Raw genomic sequence first — 25,809 nt, 5'->3', positions numbered from 1 at the left:
GTGATGGCGGGTTCGGGTGGTTTGTTTGTGTTGTTTTCTTCGGCTGCTGGGGTGTTGGGGGCTGCGGGGCAGGCGAATTATGCGGCGGGGAATGCGTTTCTGGATGGGTTGGCGGCGTTCCGTCGGTCGCGTGGGTTGTCGGGTGTGTCGGTGGCGTGGGGGTTGTGGGAGGAGCGGAGTGTGATGACGGGGGGTCTGGAGCGGGCGGATCTGGCGCGGATGCTTCGTATGGGTGTGCTGCCGATGTCCAACGAGGAGGGACTGCGACTCTTCGACACCGCCGCGCAGTCTCCCGAGAGCGCGGTCCTGGCCGCCCGCCTCGACGCCCGCTCCCTGGCGGCCGGTGACGCGGCCGCCCATCCCATGCTGCGCGGCCTGGTCCGGAAACCGTCCGCGCCCCGGCGCCGCAGCCTGACCGAGGCCGCCCGCGGAACCGGCACCGGGGACCGGGCCACGGAGCTGCGGGACTCCCTGCTCCGGCAGCAACCGGACGGACGCCGGTCCACATTGCTCGACATGGTCCGCACCCAGGTGACCACGGTGCTCGGGCACGCGGACGCCGACGCGATCGCGCCGGACCGTGCGTTCAAGGAACTCGGTCTCGACTCGCTCACCGCCGTCGACCTGCGCAACCGGCTGAGCACCGCCACGGGGCTGCGGCTGCCCGCGACGCTGGCCTTCGACCACCCCGACTGCTCAGCCCTCGCCGGACACCTCCTCGCCGAGATCCTCGGAGTGGAGCACACAGCCGCCGACCCCGGCCCGGACGGCCAGGAGGCTTCCGGAACGCACCCGGCCGACGACCCGATCGCCATCGTCGGCATGGCGTGCCGCTACCCCGGAGGCGTCGCCACCCCGGAGGACCTGTGGCGGCTCGTCGACTCCGGCGGCGACGCCATCGGCCCGCTCCCCGCCGACCGGGGCTGGGACCTCGACGCCCTGTACGACCCCGACCCCGACACCCCCGGCCGTGCCTACGTCCGCGAGGGCGGCTTCCTGCACGACGCCGGGCGCTTCGACGCGGAGTTCTTCGGTATCTCGCCGGTGGAGGCCCTGGCCACCGACCCCCAGCAGCGGTTGCTCCTCGAAACGGGCTGGGAGGCCGTCGAGCGGGCCGGCATCGTCCCCGCGACCCTGCGCGGCAGCCGGACAGGGGTGTTCGTCGGCTCGCACTACCAGGAGTACGGCCCCCGCCTGCACCAGGCCGGACAGGGCATCGAAGGCCACCTCATCACCGGCACCGCCGGCAGCGTGGTGTCCGGGCGGATCGCGTACGTCCTGGGTCTCGAAGGCCCGGCCGTCACCGTGGACACCGCCTGCTCGTCGTCCCTCGTCGCCCTGCACATGGCGGTGCGGGCGCTGCGGGCCGGAGAGTGCGACCTCGCGCTGGCCGGGGGAGTCGCGGTGATGCCGGGGCCCGGTGCTCTCATGGGCTTCAGCCGCCAGCGAGGCCTGGCGCCGGACGGGCGCTGCAAGCCGTTCGCCGACGCGGCGGACGGGACCTCCCTCGCCGAGGGCGCGGGCGTCCTGCTGGTGGAACGGCTCTCCGACGCCCGCCGCCACGGACACCAGGTCCTCGCCCTGGTACGCGGGACGGCGACCAACCAGGACGGCGCCTCCAACGGGCTCTCCGCGCCCAACGGGCCGTCCCAGCAGCGCGTCATCCGCGCCGCCCTCGCCGACGCCCGCCTGACGACCTCCGACATCGACGCCGTGGAGGCGCACGGCACCGGCACCCGGCTCGGCGACCCGATCGAAGCGCAGGCCGTCCTCGCCACCTACGGCGCCGACCGCGCCGCCGGCGCGGTTCCGGTACGGCTCGGATCGGTGAAGTCCAACATCGGTCACACCCAGGCCGCCGCCGGGGCGGCCGGCATCATCAAGATGGTGCACGCCCTCCACCACGGCGTACTGCCCCGCTCCCTGCACCTCGACAAGCCGTCGGACCACGTCGACTGGACGAGCGGCGCCGTCGAGCTGCTGCGTGACCCCGTGGCCTGGCCCGCCACCGACCGGACCAGGCGCGCCGGAGTGTCCTCCTTCGGTATCAGCGGCACCAACGCCCACGTGATCATCGAGGAGGCTCCCCGGGCGGAGCTCGCCCCCGCCGCTGACTCCACCGGTGACGCGCCCGAGCCGGCCGGCACCGTGCCATGGGTACTCTCCGGACGTTCCCCGGGCGCGTTGCGCGCCCAGGCGCGCCACCTCCTCGCGTACCTGCGGCAGCAGCCGTCCGACGCCATACCTTCCCCCCGCGACCTGGCCGTCGCGCTCGCGACCAGGCGATCGCTCTTCGCGCACCGGGCCGTCGTCACCGGCGAACGCCACGAGGAGCTCGAATCGGGACTGCGGGCGCTCGCCGCAGGCGGGCCCGCGCCCCATCTGGTGACGGGCGGCCCACCGGCCGGGCGTACGGCGGTCCTGTTCACCGGTCAGGGCAGCCAGCGCCCGGGTATGGCCGGAGAGCTCCACCGCACCCATCCGGTCTTCGCCGCCGCCTTCGACACGGTCTGTGCCCGCTTCGACACCCTGCTCCCCGACGAACCGCCTCTGCGGGACGTCGTCTTCGACACAGGGGAGACGGCCGCACACACCCTCACCGGAACGCTCCACGCCCAGTGCGCGCTGTTCGCGGTCGAAGTCGCGCTGTACCGGCTCCTTGTCTCCTGGGGCATGCGCCCCGGGATGGTCGCGGGCCACTCCGTCGGCGAGATCACCGCAGCCCATGTCGCCGGTGCGCTCACCCTCGCCGACGCCTGCACGCTCGTCGCCGCCCGTGGCCGGCTCATGCGGGATCTGCCCGAAGGCGGCTCGATGGTCGCCGTACGGCTGCCCGAGACCGAGGTCGAGCCGTTGCTGGCCGGCCATGCCCACGAGGTCGGCATGGCCGCCGTCAACGGCCCCGACTCGGTCGTCCTCTCCGGCGCCGAGGACGCCGTCGCCGAGATCGTCACCCAGCTCGAGGAGCGCGGTGTGCGGACCCGTCGGCTGACGGTGTCCCACGCCTTCCACTCGCCGCTCATGGAACCGGTCCTGGCCCCACTGCGCGCCGAACTGTCCGACCTCGCCTGCACCGTGCCCGAGATCCCGGTCATGTCCCATCTGACGGGCCGGTTCCTGCCCATGGACCGTCCGGTGGAGCCGGAGCACTGGGTACGGCACGTGCGGGAGCCGGTCCGCTTCGCCGACGGAGTCGCCGCGCTGGCCGCCCGGGGCGTGACCACCTTCGTCGAGATCGGTCCCGACGCCGTACTGTCCGCGGTGGGCCAGGACAGCGCGCCCGAAGCCGAGTTCGTCCCGACGCTGCGCGCTGACGAGGGCGAGGCCGCCGCCGTGACCCGAGCGGCCGGGCAGCTCTTCGCACGCGGCGCCGACATCGACTGGACCACCGCACTGGCCGTCCCGAACGGTGTGCCTCGCGCGGTAGAGCTGCCTACGTACGCCTTCCAGCGGGCCGACTACTGGCTGCCCTCGGACGGCCTGTCCACGAACGGCGATCCCCGGCGCCCGGCCGGCCGGCCGGGCGCCCTTCTCCACGATGCCGACGATGCGACACTCGCCGCGGAACTCGGCCTGGGAGACGCCGGGTCGACGGTCGCGTTGCTGCCGATCCTGGCCGCCTACCGCCGTCGACGCGAGGAGGAGAGCCGCATCGACGGCTGGTGCCACCGCGCCACCTGGACGGCGACCACCGTCCCTCCGTCCGCACCGGCCGGCACCTGGCTCCTCCCCGTCCGCGCGGAGCAGGCATCCGACCCGTGGGTCACCGGCCTGGTGGCGGCGCTCCGCGCCGAAGGCGCGGATCCGGTCCTCGTGCCTGTCACCACGGACGACGAAGCACTGGCCGCACAGCTCCGCGCCGCGGCGGACGAAGCCGGTGCCGTCTCCGGCGTACTGTCCCTGCTGCCCCTCGCTCCCGGACGGCACCCTGCCCATGACGTGGTGCCCCTGGGCGCCGCGCTCACCCTGGCGCTCCTGCGTGCCCTGGAGGAGAACGGCAGCCGCCTCCCCGTTTGGCACGCCACGCGTTCCGCGGCGGCGGTCGGCGCTGCCGAGCAGGTCCTTCACCCGGAGCAGCTCGGAGTGCAGGCGCTCGGACGCGTCGCCGTCCTGGAGTCTTCAGGGCACTGGAGGGGCACGGTCGACCTGCCCGAGCGGATCGACGGCTGGACCGGCGGCCGGCTCGCCGCGGTGCTGGCGTACAGCGCGGCCGGCGGCGGGAACGGGAGCGGCGAGCCATGCGAGAGCGACATCGCGGTGCGCGGCGCCGGTCTCTTCGCCCGTCGCATCGTCCAGGCACCCGGCACCGCACCCGCGGGCACCACACCGGCCGGCCCCTCCGCCACCTCTTGGCCGCCCGCGGGCACGGTCCTCGTCACCGACGGGGGCGGACCCCTCGCCCGACAGATCGCCCTGCACCTCGCCCGCGGTGGCGCCGAACACCTTCTGCTCGTCCGCCACCCCGACCGGCAGGGCCCGGACGCGACCGATGGCCTGCGCGCCGAACTCACCACCCTCGGCGCGCGCGCCGACATCGTCGTCCGCGACCTCGGCGACCGTGCCGAGGCAGCCGCCCTGCTGGACGGCATCCCCGCGACCGGCCCGCTGACCGTGGTCGTGCCCACCGGCACCGCATCAGACAGCCCCACCGGCACCGCATCCGACAGCGGCACGCTCGCCCAACAGACCGTCACCGGGCTCCAGGACGCCCTGCGAACCGACGCCCGGGCGGCCCGGAACCTGCACGACCTCACCCGTGACCGGGCCGAGCCGGCCGTCTTCGTCCTCCTCACCACCCTCACCGCCGCCGTCGGCGCCCCCCGGCAAGGCGCACAGGCCCTGTCGGACGCCCTCCTGGACGCCCTGGCCGTGGAGCGCCGAGCAGCCGGACTGCCCGTGACCCGTGTGGCCCGCGGGCCGTGGGCGGGTGCCGCGGAGGACACCGTGGCCCGTGCCGACGGCCTGGTCCCGATGAGCCCTGACCTCGCCCTGCGAGCCCTCGACCGTACCGTCCGTGCCGTCCGCGCCCAGGAGACCGGGATCGCCGTCTTCGACGCTGACTGGCGGCGTCTGGCGAGCCACGTCGCCGCCACCCCCGCAGCCCGGCCGCTGGCCAGGCTGTTCGACGGCGTCCCTGCGCTGCGCGACGCGGTACGAAGCGCCGGCACCGTGCGCGAGGACCCCTACGCCCTGCACCCGGACGAGTTCCTGCGCCGCCTGGGGGCGCTGCCCGCCGGGGAACGGAGCGGCGAGATGCTGCGGCTCGTGCGCACCCATGCCGCGCTGGTGCTGGGCCACGACACCGATGACGTGGTGGCCCCCGACCGCAGCTTCGTCGAGATGGGCTTCGACTCGCTCACCGCGACCCGCCTGCGCAACCGGCTCGGCGCCGCGACGGGTCTTCAGATCAGCGCGGCCACCGTCCTCGACTGCCCCACCCCGGACACCCTGGCCGACCACCTGCTCGAACTCTGCACGGGCCCGCGCACCCGCCCCCGCCCCCGACTGCGCCCCCGGAACCGCGACTGACACCCACCGTCCCCACACGTCGCCGAGACCGGCACGGACACCGAAGCACCGACACGGCGGCGGGGCCGGCCCGGAGGCCGGCCCCGCTCCTTCGTCGCGGACGGTCAGCGTTTGACGCCCAGGCTCAGCCCGTGCTCGTACGGCAGCCCCGGAACGGTGCCGACGTCCTCGAACCCGGCCTCGCACAACCACCGTTCGTAGTCGCGCGCCGGATAGGCCATGCCCTGGCCGCTCGCCAGCACATTGAAGTACAGCCCGAGACGGGCGCCGAAGACTCCGTCCGTCTCGTCGTCGGAGACGTTGTAGCCGTACACCACGACCCTGCCGCCCGTGGGCAGCGCGTCGTACGCCTTCCTCATGAGGAGCAGGATCGCGTCCTCGTCGAAGATCTCCAGCACATGGCTGAACAGCACGGCGTCCGGCCCCTCGGGGAACGGATCGGTGAAGATGTCACCGGGCGTCACGCTCACCCGGTCGGGCTGCGCCTCCGCGTCGGAGGCGAGCCGGGAGACGCTCGGCATGTCGAACACCGTCGTCCTGAGCTCCGGATGGCGGGCGACCAGCCGCGCCGATGTGCTGCCGTCCCCGCCGCCCACGTCGAGGACGTGCCGTACGTCCCCGAAGACCGGCTGCTCGATCAGCGCGTCCACCGAGCGGAGCGTGAAGGCGGTCATGGCCCGGTGGAAGACCTCCTCCAGAGGAGGATTGCGGGACAGCCGTCCGTACAGCGTCGGCTCGTCACCGGGATGGGCGGCCAGGGCGGTGTTGGTGCCCGCCCGCAGAGCCGTCGTCATGTCCGCGAACGCGGGATAGTAGACCTCCTTCCAACCGGTCAGGATGTGGCTCCAGCTGTCCGGCTCCTCGTCCGCTGCCAGCAGGTCCTCAGCGACGGACGAATTGTGGTAAGCACCGTTCCGACGCTCCAGCAGCCCCGTCGTACAGACCGCCTGGAGCAACACCCGGAGCTGGTGCGCGGGCAGACCGCAGAACGACCGGATCTCCGCCGCGCTCGCGCCGGGACTCCCCGACAGGAATGCGAAGATCCTCAACTCGGCCGCAGTGGTGACGGCGTTGAACAACGCCGGAGCGTTGACGAGGAAGTGGAAGCGTTCGAGGACCGGATCGTCTTTCTGGGCGGCGTTATTCATCGTTCTCCCGGGAAGGAAGGGCGTCAGCCGGCACGCCATGGTGGTCCCGGCACGCTAGGTGGGCGAAAACCGAGCGACAACGACGATCCCCGCCGTTACGGACACATGGCCGCCCGCGCGCGGACGACCGGCACCGCCGTCGGGTGCCGCACGCCGACGCCGCTCGTAACTGTGGCTCCCACCGATGCTGGGGACCCCCGCTCCTCAGCACCATCTCTACTGCCCGCACAGGGTCGCGACACGTCCGCCTGGACGGCCCGCGCGGATGCAACGGACAGCCCGGCCAGCACTGAGGAGTGCACGTGATTCCTGCGTCGTACGCGCAACGCCGGCTGTGGCTCGTGGACCGGCTGGAAGGCCCGAGCGCCCTCTACGTCGTCCCGCTGGTCCTGCGGCTCTCCGGGCGGCCGGACGTGACGGCCCTGCGGGCGGCGCTGCACGACGTGGTGACCCGCCACGAGGCGCTGCGCACCCGGTTCCCCCAGGTCGACGGCGAACCCGTGCAGGAGATCGTGCCCGCCGTCGCGCTTCCCGACCTGCTGACCGTGGACGGGGTACCGGCCGACGAGCTGGAGGCCGAGATCGGCCGCACCGGCCGTCACGTCTTCGACCTGACGGCCGGCATCCCGTTCCACGCCCGGCTGCTCACCGTCGACGACCGGACGTCGGCGCTCGTGATCGCCCTGCACCACATCGCCGCCGACGGCTGGTCCGCCGCCCCGCTCTGGCGTGACCTCTCCGCCGCCTACACCGCGCGCCTGGCCGGGGCCGAGCCCGACCTCGCGCCGCTGCCCGTGCAGTACGCCGACTACACCCTGTGGCAGCGCGAACTGCTCGGCGACGCCGATGACCCCGGAAGCCTGCTCGCCGAGCAACTCGCCCACTGGCGCGCGGCGCTGGCCGACGCCCCCGAGGAACTCGCGCTGCCCACCGACCGGCCGCGGCCCGGCGCCTCCGCCCACGACGGAGGCGCTGTACGCCTCGACACCCCGGCCGACCTGCACGCCCTCCTCGCCGACGTCGCGCGTGCCGAGAACGCCACCATGTTCATGGTCTGGCACGCCGCGGTCGCCGTACTGCTCTCCAAGCTCGGCGCAGGCGACGACATCCCCATCGGCAGTCCGTTCGCCGGACGCGACGAGGCCGACCTCGAAGACCTCGTCGGATTCTTCGTGAACACCCTCGTCCTGCGCACCGACCTGACCGGCGACCCCGTCTTCACCGAGGTCGTCCGGCGGGTGCGCGTCGCGACAGTCGGTGCCATGAACCACCAGGACGTGCCCTTCGAGCGGCTGGTGGAGGAACTCGCCCCGGCCCGGTCACTGACCCGGCACCCCCTCTTCCAGGTCAACCTCACCCTGCACAACACCCCACAGGCCCGGGTCGACCTGCCCGGCCTGACGGCCGTCGCGGACTTCGCGGACCTGCCGCTGGCCAAGTACGACCTCGACTTCCAGATCCTGGAACACTTCGACGAACAGGGCCGGCCGGCCGGTCAGCGCGTCGAACTCCACTACTCCGCCGACCTGTTCGACCGCGCCACCGTCGAGACCCTCGCCGGCCGGCTCCTGCGTGTCCTACGGCAGGCCGCGCGCACCCCGCACCTCGCGCTGCACGCCGTCGACGTCCTCTCGCGCGCCGAACGCGAGGCACTGCTCGCCGCTGCGGGCGACACCGCGGCCCCGCCGCCCGGGGCGACCGTGCCCGACCTCTTCGCCGCCCGGGCCGCCGCCCATCCCGAGGCGACAGCCGTGACCCACGACGAGAGCAGCCTGACCTACGCCGAGCTGGACGCCGAGTCCAACCGCCTCGCCCGCCACCTCGTCGCGTGCGGCGCCGGACCCGAGACCCGCGTCGCGGTGTCGCTGGACCGTGCTCCCGGCCTGGTCGTCGCGTTGCTCGCCGTCATGAAGGCGGGCGCCGCGTACCTCCCGCTCGACCCGGCGTACCCGGCCGCCCGGATCGACGCACTGCTCACCGACGCCGCCCCCGACCTCCTGCTCACCACAGCAGACGCCGCCGCACACGCCGTCGCCCCTTCGGGCCTGCGCCGCGTCCTGCTCGACGAACAGGACGTCCGCACCGCCGTCGGCGCCCGGGACGCCGGCCCGCTCGCCCAGGACGAACGCCGCACCTCCCTGCGGCCCGGCCATCCGGCCTACGTCATCCACACCTCGGGTTCCACCGGAACACCCAAGGGAGTCGTGGTCGCCCACGCCCAGGTGACCGCGCTGCTGCGGACCGCCGCCGGCCGGTACGGCTTCGGCACCGACGACGTCTGGACCTGGTTCCACTCCTACGCCTTCGACTTCTCGGTGTGGGAGCTGTGGGGCGCGCTCCTCACCGGCGGCCGGCTCGTCGTCGTCGGCCATGACACCACCCGTTCCCCGGCAGACTTCCACGACCTCCTGGTCCGCGAGGGCGTCACCGTCCTCAGCCAGACCCCTTCCGCCTTCCAGCAACTCGACCGGGCCGACGCCCGGCAGGACACCGCCGCGCTCGACGCACGGCTACGCCTCGTCGTGTTCGGGGGCGAGGCCCTGGACCCCGCGCGGCTCACGGAGTGGCACGCCCGTCACGGTGCCGAAGGTCCGCGCCTGGTGAACATGTACGGCATCACCGAGACGACCGTCCACGTCACCCACCTCGACCTGGACGCCGACAACCGCGGCGCGCCCGGCGTGCACGGCGGCAGCCCCGTAGGGCGCCCCCTCGACCACACCCGCGTGTACGTCCTCGACGACGCGCTGCGGCCCGTACCGCCCGGCGTGCCCGGGGAGATGTACGTCACCGGTTCCGGATTGGCGCGCGGCTACCTGGAGCGGCCCGGAACGACCGCCGCACGCTTCGTGGCCTGCCCCTACGAACCGGGCGAGCGGATGTACCGCACGGGCGACCGGGCCCGCCGCGCCACCGACGGAACCCTCACCTACCTGGGCCGCACCGACGACCAGGTGAAACTGCGCGGCTTCCGCATCGAGCCCGGCGAGGTGGAGGCCGCCCTGCTCGGCCATCCGCAGGTGGCCGAGGCCGCCGTCGTGCTCCGCACCGACACCCCCGGTGACCGGCGCCTCGTCGGTTACGTCGTCCCCCGTGACCCGGCCGGTGCCACCGGCGAGGACGGTGCGGAGCTGGCACGCCGGGCGCGTGAGTACGCGGCGGCGGTGCTGCCCGCCCACATGGTGCCCTCCGTCTGCGTACCGCTGGCGCGGCTCCCGCTCACCGCCAACGGCAAACTCGACCGTGCCGCGCTGCCCGCCCCCGGCCGGGAGAGCACCACGGTCCGTGGACGAGGCCCCGCGACCGTGCGCGAGCAGATCCTCTGCACGGCCTTCGCCGACGTCCTGGACCTGCCCGAGGTCGGAGCCGATGACGACTTCTTCGCGCTCGGCGGCCACTCCATGCTCGCCGTACGCCTCCTCGACCACCTCCGTGCCGAGGGCGTCCGCGTCGACATGCGGACGCTGTTCACCGCCCCGACGCCTGCCCGGCTGGCCACCGTCGCGGGTCCCGAACCCGTCCGGATTCCGGAGGGCACCGTGCCGCCCGGTGCCGCACACCTCACCCCGGCGATGGTCCCCCTCGCCGGTCTCACCGAGGACGAGCTGCGTACCCTCACCGACGCCCTGCCCGACGGCGCGGCCGGTGTCGCCGACGTCTACCCCCTGGGGCCCCTCCAGGAGGGCCTCTTCTTCCACCACCGGTTCCACGCCGGAGCGGGCAGCACCGGGTCCGGAACCATGAGCGGCGCCCACACGGGCACCGGCGGCCAGGACGCCTATGTCGTCCGCTACGTCCTGGGATTCGACACCGCGCAGCTCCTCGACTCCTTCCTCGCCGCGCTGTCCCAGGTCATCGACCGGCACGACGTCCTGCGCACCTCCCTCGCCTGGACGGACCTGCCGCACCCCGTGCAGGTCGTGCACCGGCACGCGGAACTGCCCGTCACCGAGATCGACCTGGGAGAAGGACCGGACCCCGTCGAACGCCTGCTGGCCCACGGCGACGAGCCGCTGGACCTGCGCAGCGCCCCGCTGATGGACGCCCGGACCGCCACCGAGCCCGGCACCGGCCGCCGGCTCCTCGCCGTCCGCATGCACCACATCACCCAGGACCACACCACGCTCGACCTGGTGCTGCGCGAAACGACCGCCGTACTCGCCGGCCGCGGCGACGGCCTGCCCGCTCCGCGCCCCTACCGCGACTTCGTCGGACAGGCACTGCTGAGCACCCCCGCCGAGGAACACGGCGCCTACTTCGGCCGGCTCCTCGGCGACGTCACCGAACCCACCGCCCCCTTCGGCGTACGGGAGGTGCGGGGCAGCGGCACCGGTGTCACCGAACGCCGTACCGTCCTCGACGGACGGGTGACGGCCCGTCTGCGCGACCAGGCCCGTCGCGCCGGAGTGAGCGCCGCGACCGTCCTGCACGTCGTGTGGTCCCGGGTCCTCGCCGCCGTGTCCGGACGGGACGACGTCGTCTTCGGCACCCTCCTCCTCGGACGTATGCAGGCGGGCGACGGCGCGAGCGATGTGCCCGGCCTGTTCATCAACACCCTCCCGGTACGTGCCCGCACTGCTGCCACCGACGTGGCCGGAGCGGTCCACGCCATGCATCACCAGCTCGCGGAGCTCCTGGTGCACGAGCACGCCTCGCTCGCCGTCGCCCAGCGCGCAAGCGGCGTGCGGGCACCCGCCCCGCTGTTCACCGCCGTACTCAACTACCGGCACAACTCCGAGGGCGGCCCCGGCGCGGTCCTGCCGCCCGGCACGGAGCTCCTCGCCTTCCGGGAGCGCACCGACTACCCGCTGATCGTCTCCGTCGACGACGACGGCAGGGCGCTCGCTTTCGACGTCCAAGCCGCAGCTGCGCTCGACCCCGACCTCGTCACCCGGCTGCTGCACGCCACCGCCGAGCGCGTCGTCGACGCCCTCGAACAGGCCCCTGACACCCCGCTGGCCGACCTCGACGTACTGCCGGCCGCCGAGCGGCACCACATCCTCACCGAGTGGAACGACACCGTCGCGCCCGGTCCGGTCCCCACACTCGACGCCCTCTTCGCCGACCGGGCGGCCGCCACCCCGCACGCCCGGGCACTCGCCTTCGACCACGAGAACACGTCCGCGGACCACGAGGACGGACGCGAAGAGGGGCACGGCGGAACCGGACACCTCGACTACGCCGAGCTCGACGCCCGTGCCAACCGGCTGGCCCGCCACCTGATCGGGCACGGCGTCGGCCCCGAGGACCGCGTCCTGCTCCTCATGGACCGCTCGCCCGACCTCGTCGTCGCACTCCTCGCGGTCCTCAAGTCCGGTGCCGCGTACGTACCCGTCGACCCGGACCAGCCCGCCGAACGCATCGCCCACCTGTGCGGTGACGCCGCGCCCGTGGCCGTCCTCACCCGCACCGCACACGCCGGGGACGTGCCCGTTGACGCCCCGGTCGCGATCGTCGTGGACGACCCCGCCGTACGCTCCACCGTCGCGGCACTGTCCGCACATCCGGTCACCCAGGGCGAGCGCTCCACCCCGCTCCACCCCGCCCACCCGGCGTACGTCATCTACACCTCCGGGTCCACCGGCACCCCCAAGGGCGTCGTCGTCCCGCACTCCGGAGCGGTCAACCTCCTCGCGTTCCGCTGGCCCGGCCTGACCGCCGACAGCCGCCTGCTGCAGTTCGCCTCGATCGGCTTCGACGTCGCGACCTGGGAGATCATGACGGCCTTCTCCGCCGGAGCATGCCTGGTCGTGGCGCCCGCCGCCCGCCTGCTGCCCCGCGCGGGCCTGGAGGACCTCGTCGAACGGCATGCCGTCACCCACCTGCAACTCCCGCCCACCGTTCTCGGTATGGCCGAGGACGACCACCGGCTGGCCCGCGTACGCACCCTGCTGGTCGCGGGTGAGGCCCTCGGCCAGTCGCTGGTGGACCGTTGGGGCGCCGGCCGCTGGTTCGGCAACGCCTACGGCCCGACCGAGATCACGGTCATCGCCGCCGCGGACGGTCCCCTGCGCCCCGGCGACGCCCCCACCATCGGCCGCCCCCTGCCAGGCGTCCGCCTCTACGTCCTCGACGCCCGCCTCCAGCCGGTCCCGGACGGCGTCGACGGCGACCTGTACGTCGCCGGCGCCGGAGTGGCCCGCGGCTACCTCGACCGGCCCGGACTCAGCGCCGAACGCTTCGTGGCCGACCCCCACGGAGCGCTCGGCACCCGTATGTACCGCACCGGCGACAGGGTCCGCCGCACCTCTGACGGCCGCCTGCTGTACACCGGGCGCGCCGACGACCAGGTCAAGATCCGCGGCTTCCGTATCGAGCCGGGCGAGATCGAGACCCGGCTCATCGAGCACGAAGGCGTGGCCCACGCCGCCGTCGTCGCCCGCGACGACGTACCCGGCGCCCCGGGCGACAGGCGTCTCGTCGCCTACGTCGTGCCGACCGACCCCGGCGCCACCGGTTTGCCCGCCCTGCTGCGCGAGTACCTTGCGGCCCGGCTCCCGGCCCACCTGGTGCCGGCCGCGTTCGTGTCCCTGGACCGGCTGCCGCTGTCGGTCAACGGCAAGCTCGACCGGGCCGCGCTGCCCGCCCCGGACCCCGCCACCGGTGCCGGCGCCGCGCGTCCCACGGGTACGTACGACGAACTCCTGTGCGCAGCCATGGCGCAGGCCCTGGGCCTGCCGCGGGTCGGTGCGGACGACGACTTCTTCGCGCTCGGCGGGCACTCGTTGCTCGCCGTCCGCCTGGTGAGCCGCATCCGTGCCGTCCTGGGCGTCGAGATCCCGGTGCACGCGGTCTTCGAGGCGCCCACGGCGGCGCGACTCGCAGCGCGGATGGGGGAGTGGACCGGGATCGGTGTGCGGCCTGCGGTGGCGGTGGGGGTGCGGCCCGGGCGGTTGCCGTTGTCGTATGCGCAGCGTCGGTTGTGGTTCGTGGATCGGTTGGAGGGTGCGAGCGCGCTGTACGACATTCCGTTGGTGGTGCGGTTGTCGGGGCGGGTGGATGTGGGTGCTCTGGGTGCTGCGTTGGGTGATGTGGTGGTGCGGCACGAGGCGTTGCGGACGCGGTTCCCGCAGGTGGAGGGGGAGCCGTATCAGGAGGTCGTGCCGGTGGGTGAGGCGCTGGTGGAGCTGCCTGTGGTTCCTGTCCGGGCGGATGAGTTGGAGGGGCGGATCGAGGAGTGTTGCGGGTATGTCTTCGATCTGGCTGGTGAGCTGCCTGTGCGGGCGACTCTCCTGACCGTGGACGAGGAGAGTTCTGTCCTGGTTCTGGTCGTGCATCACATCGCGGGTGACGGGTGGTCGCTTGCGCCTCTGTGGCGGGACCTGTCCACCGCCTACGCCGCCCGCCGGGCCGGTCACGCCCCTGGCTGGGAGCCGCTGCCCGTGCAGTACGCCGACTACACCCTCTGGCAGCGGGACCTGCTCGGCGACCCCGGAGACCCCGAGAGCGTGCTGGCGGAGCAGACCTCCCACTGGCGTACGACGCTGGGGGGCCTCCCCGAGGAACTCACGCTTCCCACAGACCGGCCGCGCCCTTCCGTCGAAAGCCACCGGGGCGCGGCGATACCCGTCCGTGTACCCGCCGAACTGCACGCACGGTTGGCGGAGCTGGCCAGGTCCGAGGGTGTGACCATGTTCATGGTGTGGCAGGCGGCGGTGGCCGTGCTGCTGTCGCGGCTGGGCGCGGGGGAGGACATCCCGCTGGGCAGCCCGGTCGCGGGACGCACCGACGAGTCCTTGGAGGACCTGGTCGGGCTCTTCGTCAACACCCTCGTCCTGCGCACCGATCTGTCCGGCGATCCCGCCTTCACCGACGTACTCGCCCGGGTCCGCCGGGACGCACTGGGTGCACTGCACCATCAGGAAGTCCCGTTCGAGCGACTCGTGGAGGAGCTGGCACCGCCCCGTTCGATGGGCCGCCACCCCCTCTTCCAGACCGTCCTGGAAGTGCAGTCCACACCCCTCCTCGTCCCGGAGCTGGCCGGAGTGGACGTGGAGGTACTGCCCCAGGCGGTCCGCGACGCCAAGTTCGACCTCGACCTGCAGGTCGCCGAGCGCTTCGACGCCGACGGACGTCCCACCGGCATGGAGGGGGAACTCGTCTATGCCGCCGACCTCTTCGACCGCACCACCGCGGAGGCCCTGGCCACCCGGCTGTTGCTCGTCCTCGACGCCGTGGCAACCACTCCCGGACGGCCCGTGCACACCGTCGACGTGCTCGACGAGGCCGAGCGGCGGCTGGTGCGGGACCGGTCCGGTCAACAGCCGGAGATCGGCGGCCCGGACGCCCGGGTCTACATCCTCGACGACCGGCTCATGCCCGTTCCGCCCGGCATGACCGGACGGCTCTACACCACCTGCGACGAGTCCACGGACGACGCGGTCGCAAGCCCGTTCACCGAGGAGGAGTCCGCCATGCGACCCACCGGAGCACATGCCCGCTGGGATGAAGGGGGACGCGTACGCATCGTGGCGCCCGGCACCGGAACAACACCGGAGACGGACGCACAGCCGTCCGTCACCGCCCCCGTCCGGCGCGGAACAGGGCTGCGCGAGGAACTGCTCCGCACCGCCTTCGCCCACGTACTCGGCGTGGAGGAGGTCCTCGCGGACGACGACTTCTTCGCGCTCGGCGGCCACTCCCTCCAGGCCGTGCGCCTGGTGAGCCGCATCCGCGCGGTCCTGGGCGTCGAACTGCGCGTGCGGGACCTCTTCGAGACACCGACCGTGGCCGGACTGGCCGCCAGGCTGGACGAGGAGACGGGGACGGATGTGCGGCCTGCGGTGGCGGTGGGGGTGCGGCCCGGGCGGTTGCCGTTGTCGTATGCGCAGCGTCGGTTGTGGTTCGTGGATCGGTTGGAAGGTGCGAGCGCGCTGTACGACATTCCGTTGGTGGTGCGGTTGTCGGGGCGGGTGGATGTGGGTGCTCTGGGTGCTGCGTTGGGTGATGTGGTGGTGCGGCACGAGGCGTTGCGGACGCGGTTCCCGCAGGTGGAGGGGGAGCCGTATCAGGAGGTCGTGCCGGTGGGTGAGGCGCTGGTGGAGCTGCCTGTGGTTCCTGTCCGGGCGGGTGAGCTGGAGGGGCGGATCGAGGAGTGCTGCGGGTATGTCTTCGATCTGGCTGGTGAGCTGCCTGTGCGGGCGACGCTCCTGACCGTGGACGAGGAGAGTTCTGTCCTGGTTCTGGTCGTGCATCACATCGCGGGTGACGGGTGGTCGCTTGCGCCTCTGTGGCGGGATCTGTCCACCGCCTACGCCGCCCGCCGGGCCGGTCACGCCCCTGGCTGGGAGCCGCTGCCCGTGCAGTACGCCGACTACACCCTCTGGCAGCAGCGGATGTTCGACGACGAGGACGCCTCCGACAGCCGTCTCACCGCGCAGGTCGAGCACTGGCGGGCCGCTCTCGACGGCGTCCCCCACGAACTGGCCCTGCCGTTCGACCGGCCCCGACCGGCGAGGCCCGGGCGTGGCGGTGGCTGGGCCGATATCGAGGTGCCCGCCGAACTGCACGTGCGGATGGTGAAGCTGGCCAGGTCCGAGGGTGTGACCATGTTCATGGTGTGGCAGGCGGCGGTGGCCGTGCTGCTGTCGCGGCTGGGCGCGGGGGAGGACATCCCGCTGGGCAGCCCGGTCGCGGGACGCACCGACGAGTCCCTGGAGGACCTGGTCGGGTTCTTCCTCAACACCCTCGTCCTGCGCACCGATCTGTCCGGCGATCCCGCCTTCACCGACGTACTCGCCCGGGTGCGGACGACTGCCCTGGACGCCCTCGACCACCAGGACGTCCCCTTCGACCGGCTCGTGGAGAAGCTGGCCCCCACCCGCTACACCGACCGCGTGCCCTTCTTCCAGGTCCTGGTCGCCGTACAGAACATGCCGCAGGCCCCCGTCGCGCTCGACGGCCTCGACTCCGACGCCGCGCCCGGAAAACCCACCACGGCCAAGGTCGACCTCGACGTCCAGGTCGTCGAGCTCCACGACGAGGACGGCGTACCGAACGGCATGACCGGCGGCCTCACCTACGCCACGGATCTCTTCGACCACTCCACCGCCGAGACCCTCGTCGCCCGGCTGCTGCGCGTCCTGGACGCCGCCACCGCCGACCCCGCCCGGCAGATCTCCCGTATCGACGTCTTCGACCCCGCCGAGCGGCGCCGCCTGCTCACCGAGTCGAACGGACCCCGCAGCGACACCCTGGCGCTCACCGTCCCCGAGGTGTTCACCATCCGGGCCTCCCGCGCCCCGAAGGCGATCGCCCTCGACACCGGTGCCGAACAGGTCACCTACGGACAGCTGGAGGCGCGCTCGAACCGGCTCGCCCACCACCTCATGGATCTCGGTGTAGGCCCGGAGACCGTGGTCGCCGTCGTCATGGACCGCTCCCCGGACGTGGTCACCACCCTGCTGGCGGTCCTCAAGGCAGGTGGGGCCTACCTCACGCTCGACCCCACCCAACCGGCCACCCGCAGGGCCGAGATGGCCGCCCTCGCCGGAGCCGAGGTATGCCTGGCCGACGGACGCCACGCCGACGAGGCACGCGGCATGTTCGCCACCGTCGTCGTCGCCGACGCGGGAGACTCCGCATGGGCGGACCGGCCGGCCGGCACCGTCGCCGGACGCAGCCTGCCCGACCAGCTCGCCTACATCATGTTCACCTCCGGCTCCACCGGCGAACCCAAGGGCATCGGAACCACCCACCGCGACATCGTGGACCTCGCCGGCGACCGCTGCTGGCAGTTCTCCGGCACCGCCCGCGGCATGTTCGCCGCACCGCACACCTTCGACGGCTCCACGGTCGAGGTGTGGGTACGGCTGCTCACCGGCGGCGCCCTCGTCGTCACTCCGCCCGGGCGGACCGACGCCGCCCGGCTGCGCGGGCTCGTCGCCGACCACGGACTCACCCACGCCCATCTGACCGCCGGCCTGTTCCGGGTCATCGCCGAGGAGGACCCCGCCGCCTTCACCGGCGTCCACGACGTGCTCACCGGCGCCGACATCGTCCCCAAGGAGGCGGTCCGCCGGGTCCTCGAAGCGGTCCCCGGCATCGTCGTCCGCAGCAGCTACGGACCGACCGAGTCGACCGTCATCGCCACGCAGATCGCACTCACCGACCCCGACACCCTGGGCGAGGTCGTCTCGATCGGCCGCCCCATGGACAACACCGGCGTGTACGTCCTCGACGACCGTCTCCGGCCCGTCCCCGCGGGCGTCGCCGGCGAGGCGTACATCGCCGGTGCCGGACTGGCCCGCGGCTACGTCGCCCGTGCGGGACTCACCGCCGAACGGTTCGTCGCCTGCCCCTTCGACGCCGAAGGCGCACGCATGTACCGCACCGGCGACATCGTGCGCCGACGGGCCGACGGCGCACTGGAATTCGTGTCCCGGGCCGACGACCAGGTGAAGATCCGGGGCTTCCGGGTCGAGCCCGGCGAGGTCGAGAAGCTCCTGGCCGCTCACCCCGCCGTCGCCCAGGCCGTCGTCACCGTCCGCGAGGACACGCCGGGGGACAAGCGTCTCGTGGCCCATGTGACCTACGTGCCCGGTGAATCCCTCTTTGACGTACGCGAGTTCGTCGCCGGACACCTGCCCGAGTATCTGGTGCCGGACTCGGTCGTCGTACTGGAGCGGCTGCCCCTGACCGCCAACGGCAAGGTGGACCGTGCGGCCCTGCCCGCCCCCGAGGCGGTGAGCGCCGGGGCGCCGCGCCGGCCGCCGTCCCTGCGCGAGGAACTCCTCTGCTCCGTCTTCGCGCAGGTCCTGGACGTCCCCCGGGTCGGTGTGGACGACGACTTCTTCGCGCTCGGGGGCCACTCGCTGCTGGCCGTGCGCCTCGTCAGCCGGATCCGCTCCCTCCTCGGCGCCGAGATCCCCGTGCAGGCCGTCTTCGAGACGTCCACCGTCGCCGGCCTCGCCGCCGTCGTCGAGGACGCGGTCTCCACCGGCACCCTGCGGCCCGCCCTCACCTCCCGCGACCGGCCCCGGCGGGTGCCGCTCTCGTACGCCCAGCGCCGCCTGTGGTTCGTGGACCGGCTCGAGGCCGCCGGGCCCCTCTACAACATCCCGCTCGCGCTGCGGCTGACCGGCACGCTGGACACCGGCGCGCTCCGTGCGGCCTGGACCGACCTGCTCACCCGCCACGAGAGCCTGCGCACCCGGTTCCTGCACGCCGACGGCGACCCCTACCAGGACATCGTCTCCCTCGACGACTTCCCCCCGTACTTCGCCGTCGAGACCGTGGACCGCGCGGACCGGGACGCGCGGATCACCGAAGCCGCCGGTCACGTCTTCGACCTGACCGCCGGACCGCCCGTCCGGGCCACCCTTCTCGACGTGGAAGGACCGGACAGCGACGAAGCGGTGCTCGTCCTCCTCACCCACCACATCGTCGCCGACGGCTGGTCGATGGTCCCGTTGCTGCGCGACCTCTCCACCGCCTACACCGCCCGCCGGGCCGGCCACGCCCCCGGCTGGGAGCCGCTGCCCGTGCAGTACGCCGACCACACCCTGTGGCAGCGCGACCTGCTCGGCGACGGCGACGACCCCGACAGCATCCTCGGCAGGCAGGTCGCCTTCTGGCGGGACGCGCTGAGCGACAGTCCCGAGGAGCTGACCCTGCCCACCGACCGGCCGCGGCCCGCCGTGGCCAGCCGCGAGGGCGGGTGGGTCCCCATGGCCACCCCGGCCGGCCTGCACGCACGCCTGACGGAACTCGCCGTGGCCCAGGGAACCACCACCTTCATGGTGTGGCAGGCGGCACTCGCCGTCCTGCTCTCCCGCCTCGGCGCGGGCCAGGACATTCCCGTCGGCAGCCCGGTCGCGGGCCGTACCGACGAGGCCGCCGACGATCTGATCGGCTTCTTCGTCAACACCCTCGTGCTGCGGACCGACCTCTCAGGCGACCCCACCTTCACCGAGGTGCTCGGCAGGGTCCGCAGGGCGGCGCTGGGAGCCCTGGGACACCAGGACATACCGTTCGAGCGACTGGTGGAGGAGCTCGCACCGACACGGTCCCGGGCCCGCCACCCCCTCTTCCAGGTCCTGCTCGCCGTGCAGAACGTGCCCGGCGCCTCCGTCGAACTGCCGGGGCTGCACGTCGAGGCGCTCCCGACCGAGCTGGGCCGCGCCAAGTTCGACCTCGACCTCCACGTCGCCGAACGGTTCGACGACGAGGGCAGGCCCGCCGGCACCGACGGCGGGATCACCTACGCCGCCGACCTCTTCGACCGCACGACCGTCGAGGCGCTCATCGACCGCCTCCTGCTCGTCCTGCACGCCGTCGTCGCCGACCCCACCGCGCGCATCCGTGACATCGCACTGCTCGACCCCGCCGCGCACCACCGCGTCCTCACCGAGTGGAACAGCACCGAACGGGCCGAACCGGCGGCCACCGTGCCCGACCGCTTCCGGGCCCAGGCCGCCCGCACCCCGCACACCCCCGCCCTGGTCGCCGACGGGGCGCGCATGACGTACGCCGAACTCGACGCCGCCTCCGACCGGCTCGCCCAGTACCTGACCCGGCACGGCGCCGGCCCCGGACAGCTCGTCGCCGTCGCCATGGAACGCTCGCCGGAGACGATCACCGCCCTGCTCGCAGTCCTGAAGACCGGCGGCGCCTACCTCCCCGTCGACGTCGGCTACCCCACCGCCCGCGTAGAGCTGATGCTGCGCGACGCCGCCCCCGTCGCCCTCCTGACCACCGGCGACATCGCGGACCGGCTGCCCGGGACCAGCGAGGACCGGCCGCGCGTCGTCCTCGACGACCCGCGGACCCGGGACGCGGTGGCCGCGGAGAAGGCCGTGCCCACGGCCACACCGCCGCACCTGGACTCCGCCGCCTACACCATCTACACCTCCGGCTCCACCGGCACTCCCAAGGGCGTCGTCGCCACCCACCGCGCCGTGGACCGCCTCGTCCGCCCCGCCGACTACGCCGACGTGCGCGCCGAGGACGTGGTCTCCCACCTGGGGTCGGTCTCCTTCGACTCCACCACCTTCGACATCTGGGCCACCCTGCTCAACGGCGCCACCCTCGCCGTGGGACCCGCGGGTTCCCCCTCCGTCGCGGACATCCGTGACTTCCTCGCCCGGCACCGGGTGACCGTCGCACTGCTTCCCACCGGACTGCTGCACCAGGTGATCGACCTCGACGTCGAGGCGCTGCGCGGTGTCCGCTCCGTGCTGACCGGCGGCGAAGCACTCTCCGTCGAACACTGCCGCACCCTGCTCGACGCCCTGCCCGGCGTGCGGCTGATGAACGGATACGGACCCACCGAGAGCATCACCTACACCCACACCCACGTCGTCACCCCCGAGGACGTCGACAGCGGCCGCGCGATCCCGCTCGGCCGTCCGCTGGCCCGCACCCGCGCCTACGTCCTCGACACCGCCCTGCAACCGGTCCCCGTGGGTGTCCCCGGCGAGCTGTACATCGCCGGGGACGGTCTCGCCCGCGGTTACACGCACCGACCGGGCCTGAGCGCCGAACGCTTCACGGCCTGCCCGTTCGAGGACGGCGGCGCCCGGATGTACCGCACCGGCGACCTGGTGCGGTGGCGGTCGGACGGTGTGCTGGAGTTCGTCGGCCGGGCCGACGACCAGACCAAGATCGGCGGCTTCCGCGTCGAACCCGGAGAGGTGGAGGCCACGGTCTCCGCCCACCCCGACGTCGCCCAGGCCGTCGTCGTGGTCCGGGAGGACACCCCCGGCGACAAACGCCTCGCCGCCTATGCCGCACCCGCGGACCCCGCCGTCTCCGGCATCGAACTGTCCGACCGTATCCGGGAGTTCGTCGCCGACCGGCTGCCCGACCACATGGTGCCGCCCTTCGTGACCGTCCTGGACCGGCTGCCGCTCACCCCGAACGGCAAGATCGACCGGGCCGGCCTGCCCACCCCCGACCCGATGGCCGCCGTCAGCGTCGAACGCGGCCCCGCCTCGCCCTACGAGGAGCTGCTCGGAGTCGTCTTCGCCGATGTGCTGCGCCTGCCCCGCGTCGGCATCGACGACGACTTCTTCGCCCTGGGCGGGCACTCCCTGCTCGCGGTACGACTGGTCAGCCGCATCCGTACCGTACTGGGCGCCGAGACCTCCGTGGCCGCCGTCTTCGAGAACCCGACCGTCTCCGGCCTCGCACGGCAGCTGACCCGGGACGGGGGCCGCGCCCGGCCGGTCGTCGTGCCGATGCCGCGGCCACCCGTGCTGCCGCTGTCCTACGGCCAGAGCCGCCTCTGGTTCGTGGACCGCATCGAAGGACCCAACCACCTCTACAACATCTGCCTCGTCCTGCGGCTCACCGGAGACCTGGCCCCCGAGATCCTGCGCACGGCCCTCGCCGACGTGGTCACCCGGCACGAGAGCCTGCGCACCACCTTCCCCCTGGTCGACGACGAGCCGTGCCAACACGTCCTGCCCGTCGACGAGGTGGCCGTGGACCTGCCCGTCACCGCGGTCACCGAGGAGGAACTGGCGGAAGCGCTCGCCGCGCTCGCCGCCCACCCCTTCGACCTGGCTTCGGAACTGCCGCTGAGGACCGCCCTGTTCTCACTGCGCCCCGGCGCGTGGGTGTTCTCGCTGACCGTCCACCACATCGCCGGCGACGGCTGGTCGATGGGCCCGCTCTGGAGGGACCTGTCGCAGGCCTACCGGGCCCGCGCCGCCGGGCGGGCCCCGGAGTGGGTGCCGCTGCCCGTCCAGTACGCCGACCACACCCTGTGGCAGAGGGACCTCCTCGGCGACGTGAACGACCCGGACAGCGTGCTCGCCACCCAGGTCGCCCACTGGAAGGACCGGCTCAGGGGCGCACCCCAGGAGCTCGCCCTCCCGGTGGACCGGCCCCGCCCGGCGGTTTCCGACCACCGGGCCGGACTGGTGCCGCTGAACGTCCCGGCACCCCTGCACGCACGCCTGGCCGAGCTGGCGCTCGGACAGGGCGTGACCATGTTCATGCTGCTGCACGCGGCTGTCGCGGTCCTGCTGTCCAAGAGCGGTGCCGGACGGGACATCGTGATGGGCAGCCCCGTCGCAGGACGCACGGACCAGGCCCTCGACGACCTCGTCGGCTTCTTCGCGGGCACCCTGGTGCTACGCACCGATCTGTCGGGCGACCCCGACTTCCTGCAACTGCTCGACCGGGTACGCGAAGCCGGCCTCGACGCGTTCGAGCATCAGGACGTGCCCTTCGAGCGCCTGGTGGAGGAACTGGCCCCGGCTCGATCCATGGCCCGGAATCCGCTGTTCCAGGTGATGCTCGCCGTACAGAACAACCACAGGGGCACACTCAGCCTGCCCGGTGTGCACGTGAGCGAGGAGCGCGCCGGTTCCCTGACGGCCCGGTTCGACCTGGACTTCGAGATCCGGGAGAGCTTCGACGAGGACGGTGCGCCCGCCGGGCTCGACGGCGAGGTCGTCTTCGCGGCCGAACTCTTCGACCGCTCCACCGTGGAGACGCTCGCGGCCCGGCTCACCAGGGTCCTGGAGGAGGTGGCCGCCGACCCCACCCTGCCGGTGGCGCGTGTCGACCTCCTCGACGACGCCGAACGGCGGCGCGTGCTGGAGGAGTGGAACGACACCGCGGGCCCCCTCCCGGACGACACCCTCGCCGGACTCCTCGCCAGGCAGGCCGCCCGCACCCCCGGAGGCGTCGCCCTGGTCTCCGACGGCACGCAGGTCACCTACGCAGAACTCGACGAGCGGTCCGACCGGCTCGCCCGGCACCTGATCGGCCTCGGAGCAGCGCCGGAGACCCTGGTGGGCGTGGCCCTCGACCGGTCGGTGGAACAGATCGTCGCGCTGCTGGCGGTGGTCAAGACCGGCGCCGCCTATCTGCCCGTCGACCCCGGCCAGCCGCGGCGGCGCACCGACCTCGTGCTCACCGACGCCTCCCCGGTCCTGGTGCTGAGCACCGCGGAGACCACCGCCCGGCTCGGCGGCACGGAGTCGACGGCGCCGGCACGGTGGATCGACCTCGACGGACCCGCGGTGGAGGCCCTCCAGGACACCCCGGCGCCCGCGCCGGTGACCGATGCCGATCGCGGGACGCCCCTGCTGCCGCACCACCCTGCCTACGTGATGTACACCTCCGGCTCCACGGGCACCCCCAAGGGTGTCTGCGTCCCCCACCACGGCGTGGTCAACCAACTGGCCTGGATGCAGGAGGAGTACCGCCTCGAACCGGCCGACCGCATGCTCCAGCGGGCGTCGTTCGGATTCGACGCGTCGGTGTGGGAGATCTTCTGGCCCCTGCTGAACGGCGCGGCGGTGGTGCTGAGCGGGCCCGGCGCACACGCGGACCCCGCCCACCTCGCCGAACTCATCGACCGGGAAGGGGTGACCGTCGCCCAGTTCGTCCCCTCCGTGCTGCGGACGTTCCTCGACGGCGGTGCCGCCGGGCGGTGCACCGGCCTGCGGACGGTCCTCTGTCTCGGCGAGGCGCTCCCGGCCGCCGTGCGCGACCGCTTCCGTGAGGTCCTCGGTGTGCCGCTGCACAACCTCTACGGCCCCACCGAGGCGTCGATCGCCGTCACCTCCTGGCCGTGCGACGCGGCTCAGGACGGCGACACGGTGCCCATCGGACGCCCCCTGCGCAACATCCGGGCGTACGTCCTCGACGACGGCCTGCTGCCCGCTTCCCCCGGCACCGCCGGCGAGCTGTACGTGGCCGGCGACGGCCTGGCCCGCGGATACCTGGGCCGGCCGGTGCTCACCTCCGAGCGCTTCGTGGCCTGCCCGTTCGGACCGGCGGGCGAACGGATGTACCGCACCGGCGACATCGTGCGGTGGACGGCCGGAGGGCACCTGGAGTTCCTGGACCGCGCGGACGACCAGGTGAAGATCCGCGGCTTCCGCATCGAACCGGGCGAGATCGAGGCGACACTGGCCGCGCACCCGGAGGTCGCCCAGGCGGTCGTCGTCACCCGCGAGGACCCGGGCGGCGAACCCGCCCTGGCCGGCTACTTCGTCCCGGCGGCCACCGCCACCGATACCGCCGCCGTCGAGGACGGCGCGGACCTCGTGAGGCAGGTCAGGGACTACCTGGCCGACCGGCTCCCGGAACACCTGGTGCCGCCGGTCCTGATGCCGCTGGACACGCTGCCGCTCACCCTCAACGGCAAGCTGGACCGGGCCGCCCTGCCCGCACCCGACTACACCGCCCTCGCGGCCGGCGGCCGGGGCCCCGTCACGCTCCGCGAACAACTGCTGTGCTCCGTCTTCGAGCAGGTACTCGGCGTCTCACCCGTCGGCGTCGACGCGAGCTTCTTCGACCTCGGCGGCCACTCCCTGCTCGCCGTACGGCTCGTCAACCGCGTCAAGGTGGTCATCGGCGCCGACGTCCCCGTCCGCGCCGTGTTCGAGGCCCCCACCGTCGCCGGCCTGCTGGCCTGGATCTCCCGCGAGGGGCGGCAGGGGACCACGGACGTGCTGGTGCCCATGCGTGCCTCCGGCGGGCGGCCCCCGCTCTTCTGCGCCCACACCGTGCTGGGCCTGGGCTGGGAGTACGGCTGGCTCGCCGACGCCGCCCCCAGGGAGCAGCCCCTCTACGCCCTGCGACCCCGCGGCATGGACACGGGCGCGGAGGAACTGCCCGAGTCGCTGGCCCGGATGGCCGCCGACTACGTCACGCAGATCCGTGCCGTGCAGCCCGAAGGCCCGTATCACCTGCTCGGCTGGTCCTTCGGCGGCAACGTCGTCCAGGAGATGGCGGCCCAGCTCCAGGACGAGGGAGAGGAGGTGGCTGCCCTGATCCTGCTGGACTCCAGCCCCGTGGACGGCCCCGTCACCGACGGGCAGCGGGCGGGCTTCGCGGAACAGGAGGAGAAGGTGGCCGGCGCGCTCACCGGCGAGGAGCACGAGGCGTACCTCCGCGTCGTCCGCAACAACACCCGCATCCTCCTGGCGCACCGGACCCGCAAGACGTCCGGCACCCTGCTGCTGATCTCCGCCGACTCCGAGGCGAAGGGCGCGCTCTGGCAGCCCCTGGTCTCCGGCGAGGTACGGGAGCACACGCTCGACTGCGCCCACCGCGAGATGCTCCTCGACCCGGACGTCGTCCGGCGGATCTGGGACATCGCGGCGGGCGAACTGGAACCGACCGACACCGACCCGGACCCGGCGTGACGGCCGGTCCGGCGGACAGC

At 73.2% G+C, this 25,809-nt stretch carries 3 protein-coding genes and 1 pseudogene; 3 read left to right on the top strand and 1 reads right to left on the bottom strand.

Annotated elements, in window-relative coordinates; all coding sequences use genetic code 11:
* Positions 1–3: 3 nt before the first annotated feature.
* Both AB0C75_RS14315 and AB0C75_RS14310 read left to right on the top strand, forming a co-directional pair.
* A pseudogene (locus AB0C75_RS14315) lies at positions 4–162 on the top strand (KR domain-containing protein); the annotation flags it as partial.
* A 21-nt stretch (positions 163–183) separates the two neighbouring features.
* Positions 184–5,529, top strand: coding sequence for a type I polyketide synthase (locus AB0C75_RS14310; protein ID WP_362890490.1), 5,346 nt, complete (start codon positions 184–186; stop codon positions 5,527–5,529).
* Positions 5,530–5,633: 104 nt separating this feature from the next.
* On the opposite strand, the gene AB0C75_RS14305 is transcribed toward AB0C75_RS14310, so the two are convergent.
* Positions 5,634–6,677 carry a methyltransferase gene (locus AB0C75_RS14305; RefSeq protein ID WP_362890468.1) on the bottom strand — a complete coding sequence of 348 codons (1,044 nt, stop codon included), beginning with the start codon at positions 6,675–6,677 and terminating at the stop codon, positions 5,634–5,636.
* Between the two features lie 302 nt (positions 6,678–6,979).
* On the opposite strand from AB0C75_RS14305, the gene AB0C75_RS14300 reads away from it, so the two are divergent.
* The gene (locus AB0C75_RS14300) at positions 6,980–25,789 is read left to right on the top strand and encodes a non-ribosomal peptide synthase/polyketide synthase (protein WP_362890466.1); all 18,810 of its coding nucleotides are present in this window, start codon (positions 6,980–6,982) and stop codon (positions 25,787–25,789) included.
* Positions 25,790–25,809: the final 20 nt, after the last annotated feature.

The sequence above is a fragment of the Streptomyces sp. NPDC048565 genome (assembly GCF_040650935.1).
Lineage (GTDB): Bacteria > Actinomycetota > Actinomycetes > Streptomycetales > Streptomycetaceae > Streptomyces.
The sequence above is the reverse complement of the archived record's forward strand: the minus strand, read 5'-3'. Positions and strand labels throughout refer to the sequence as shown.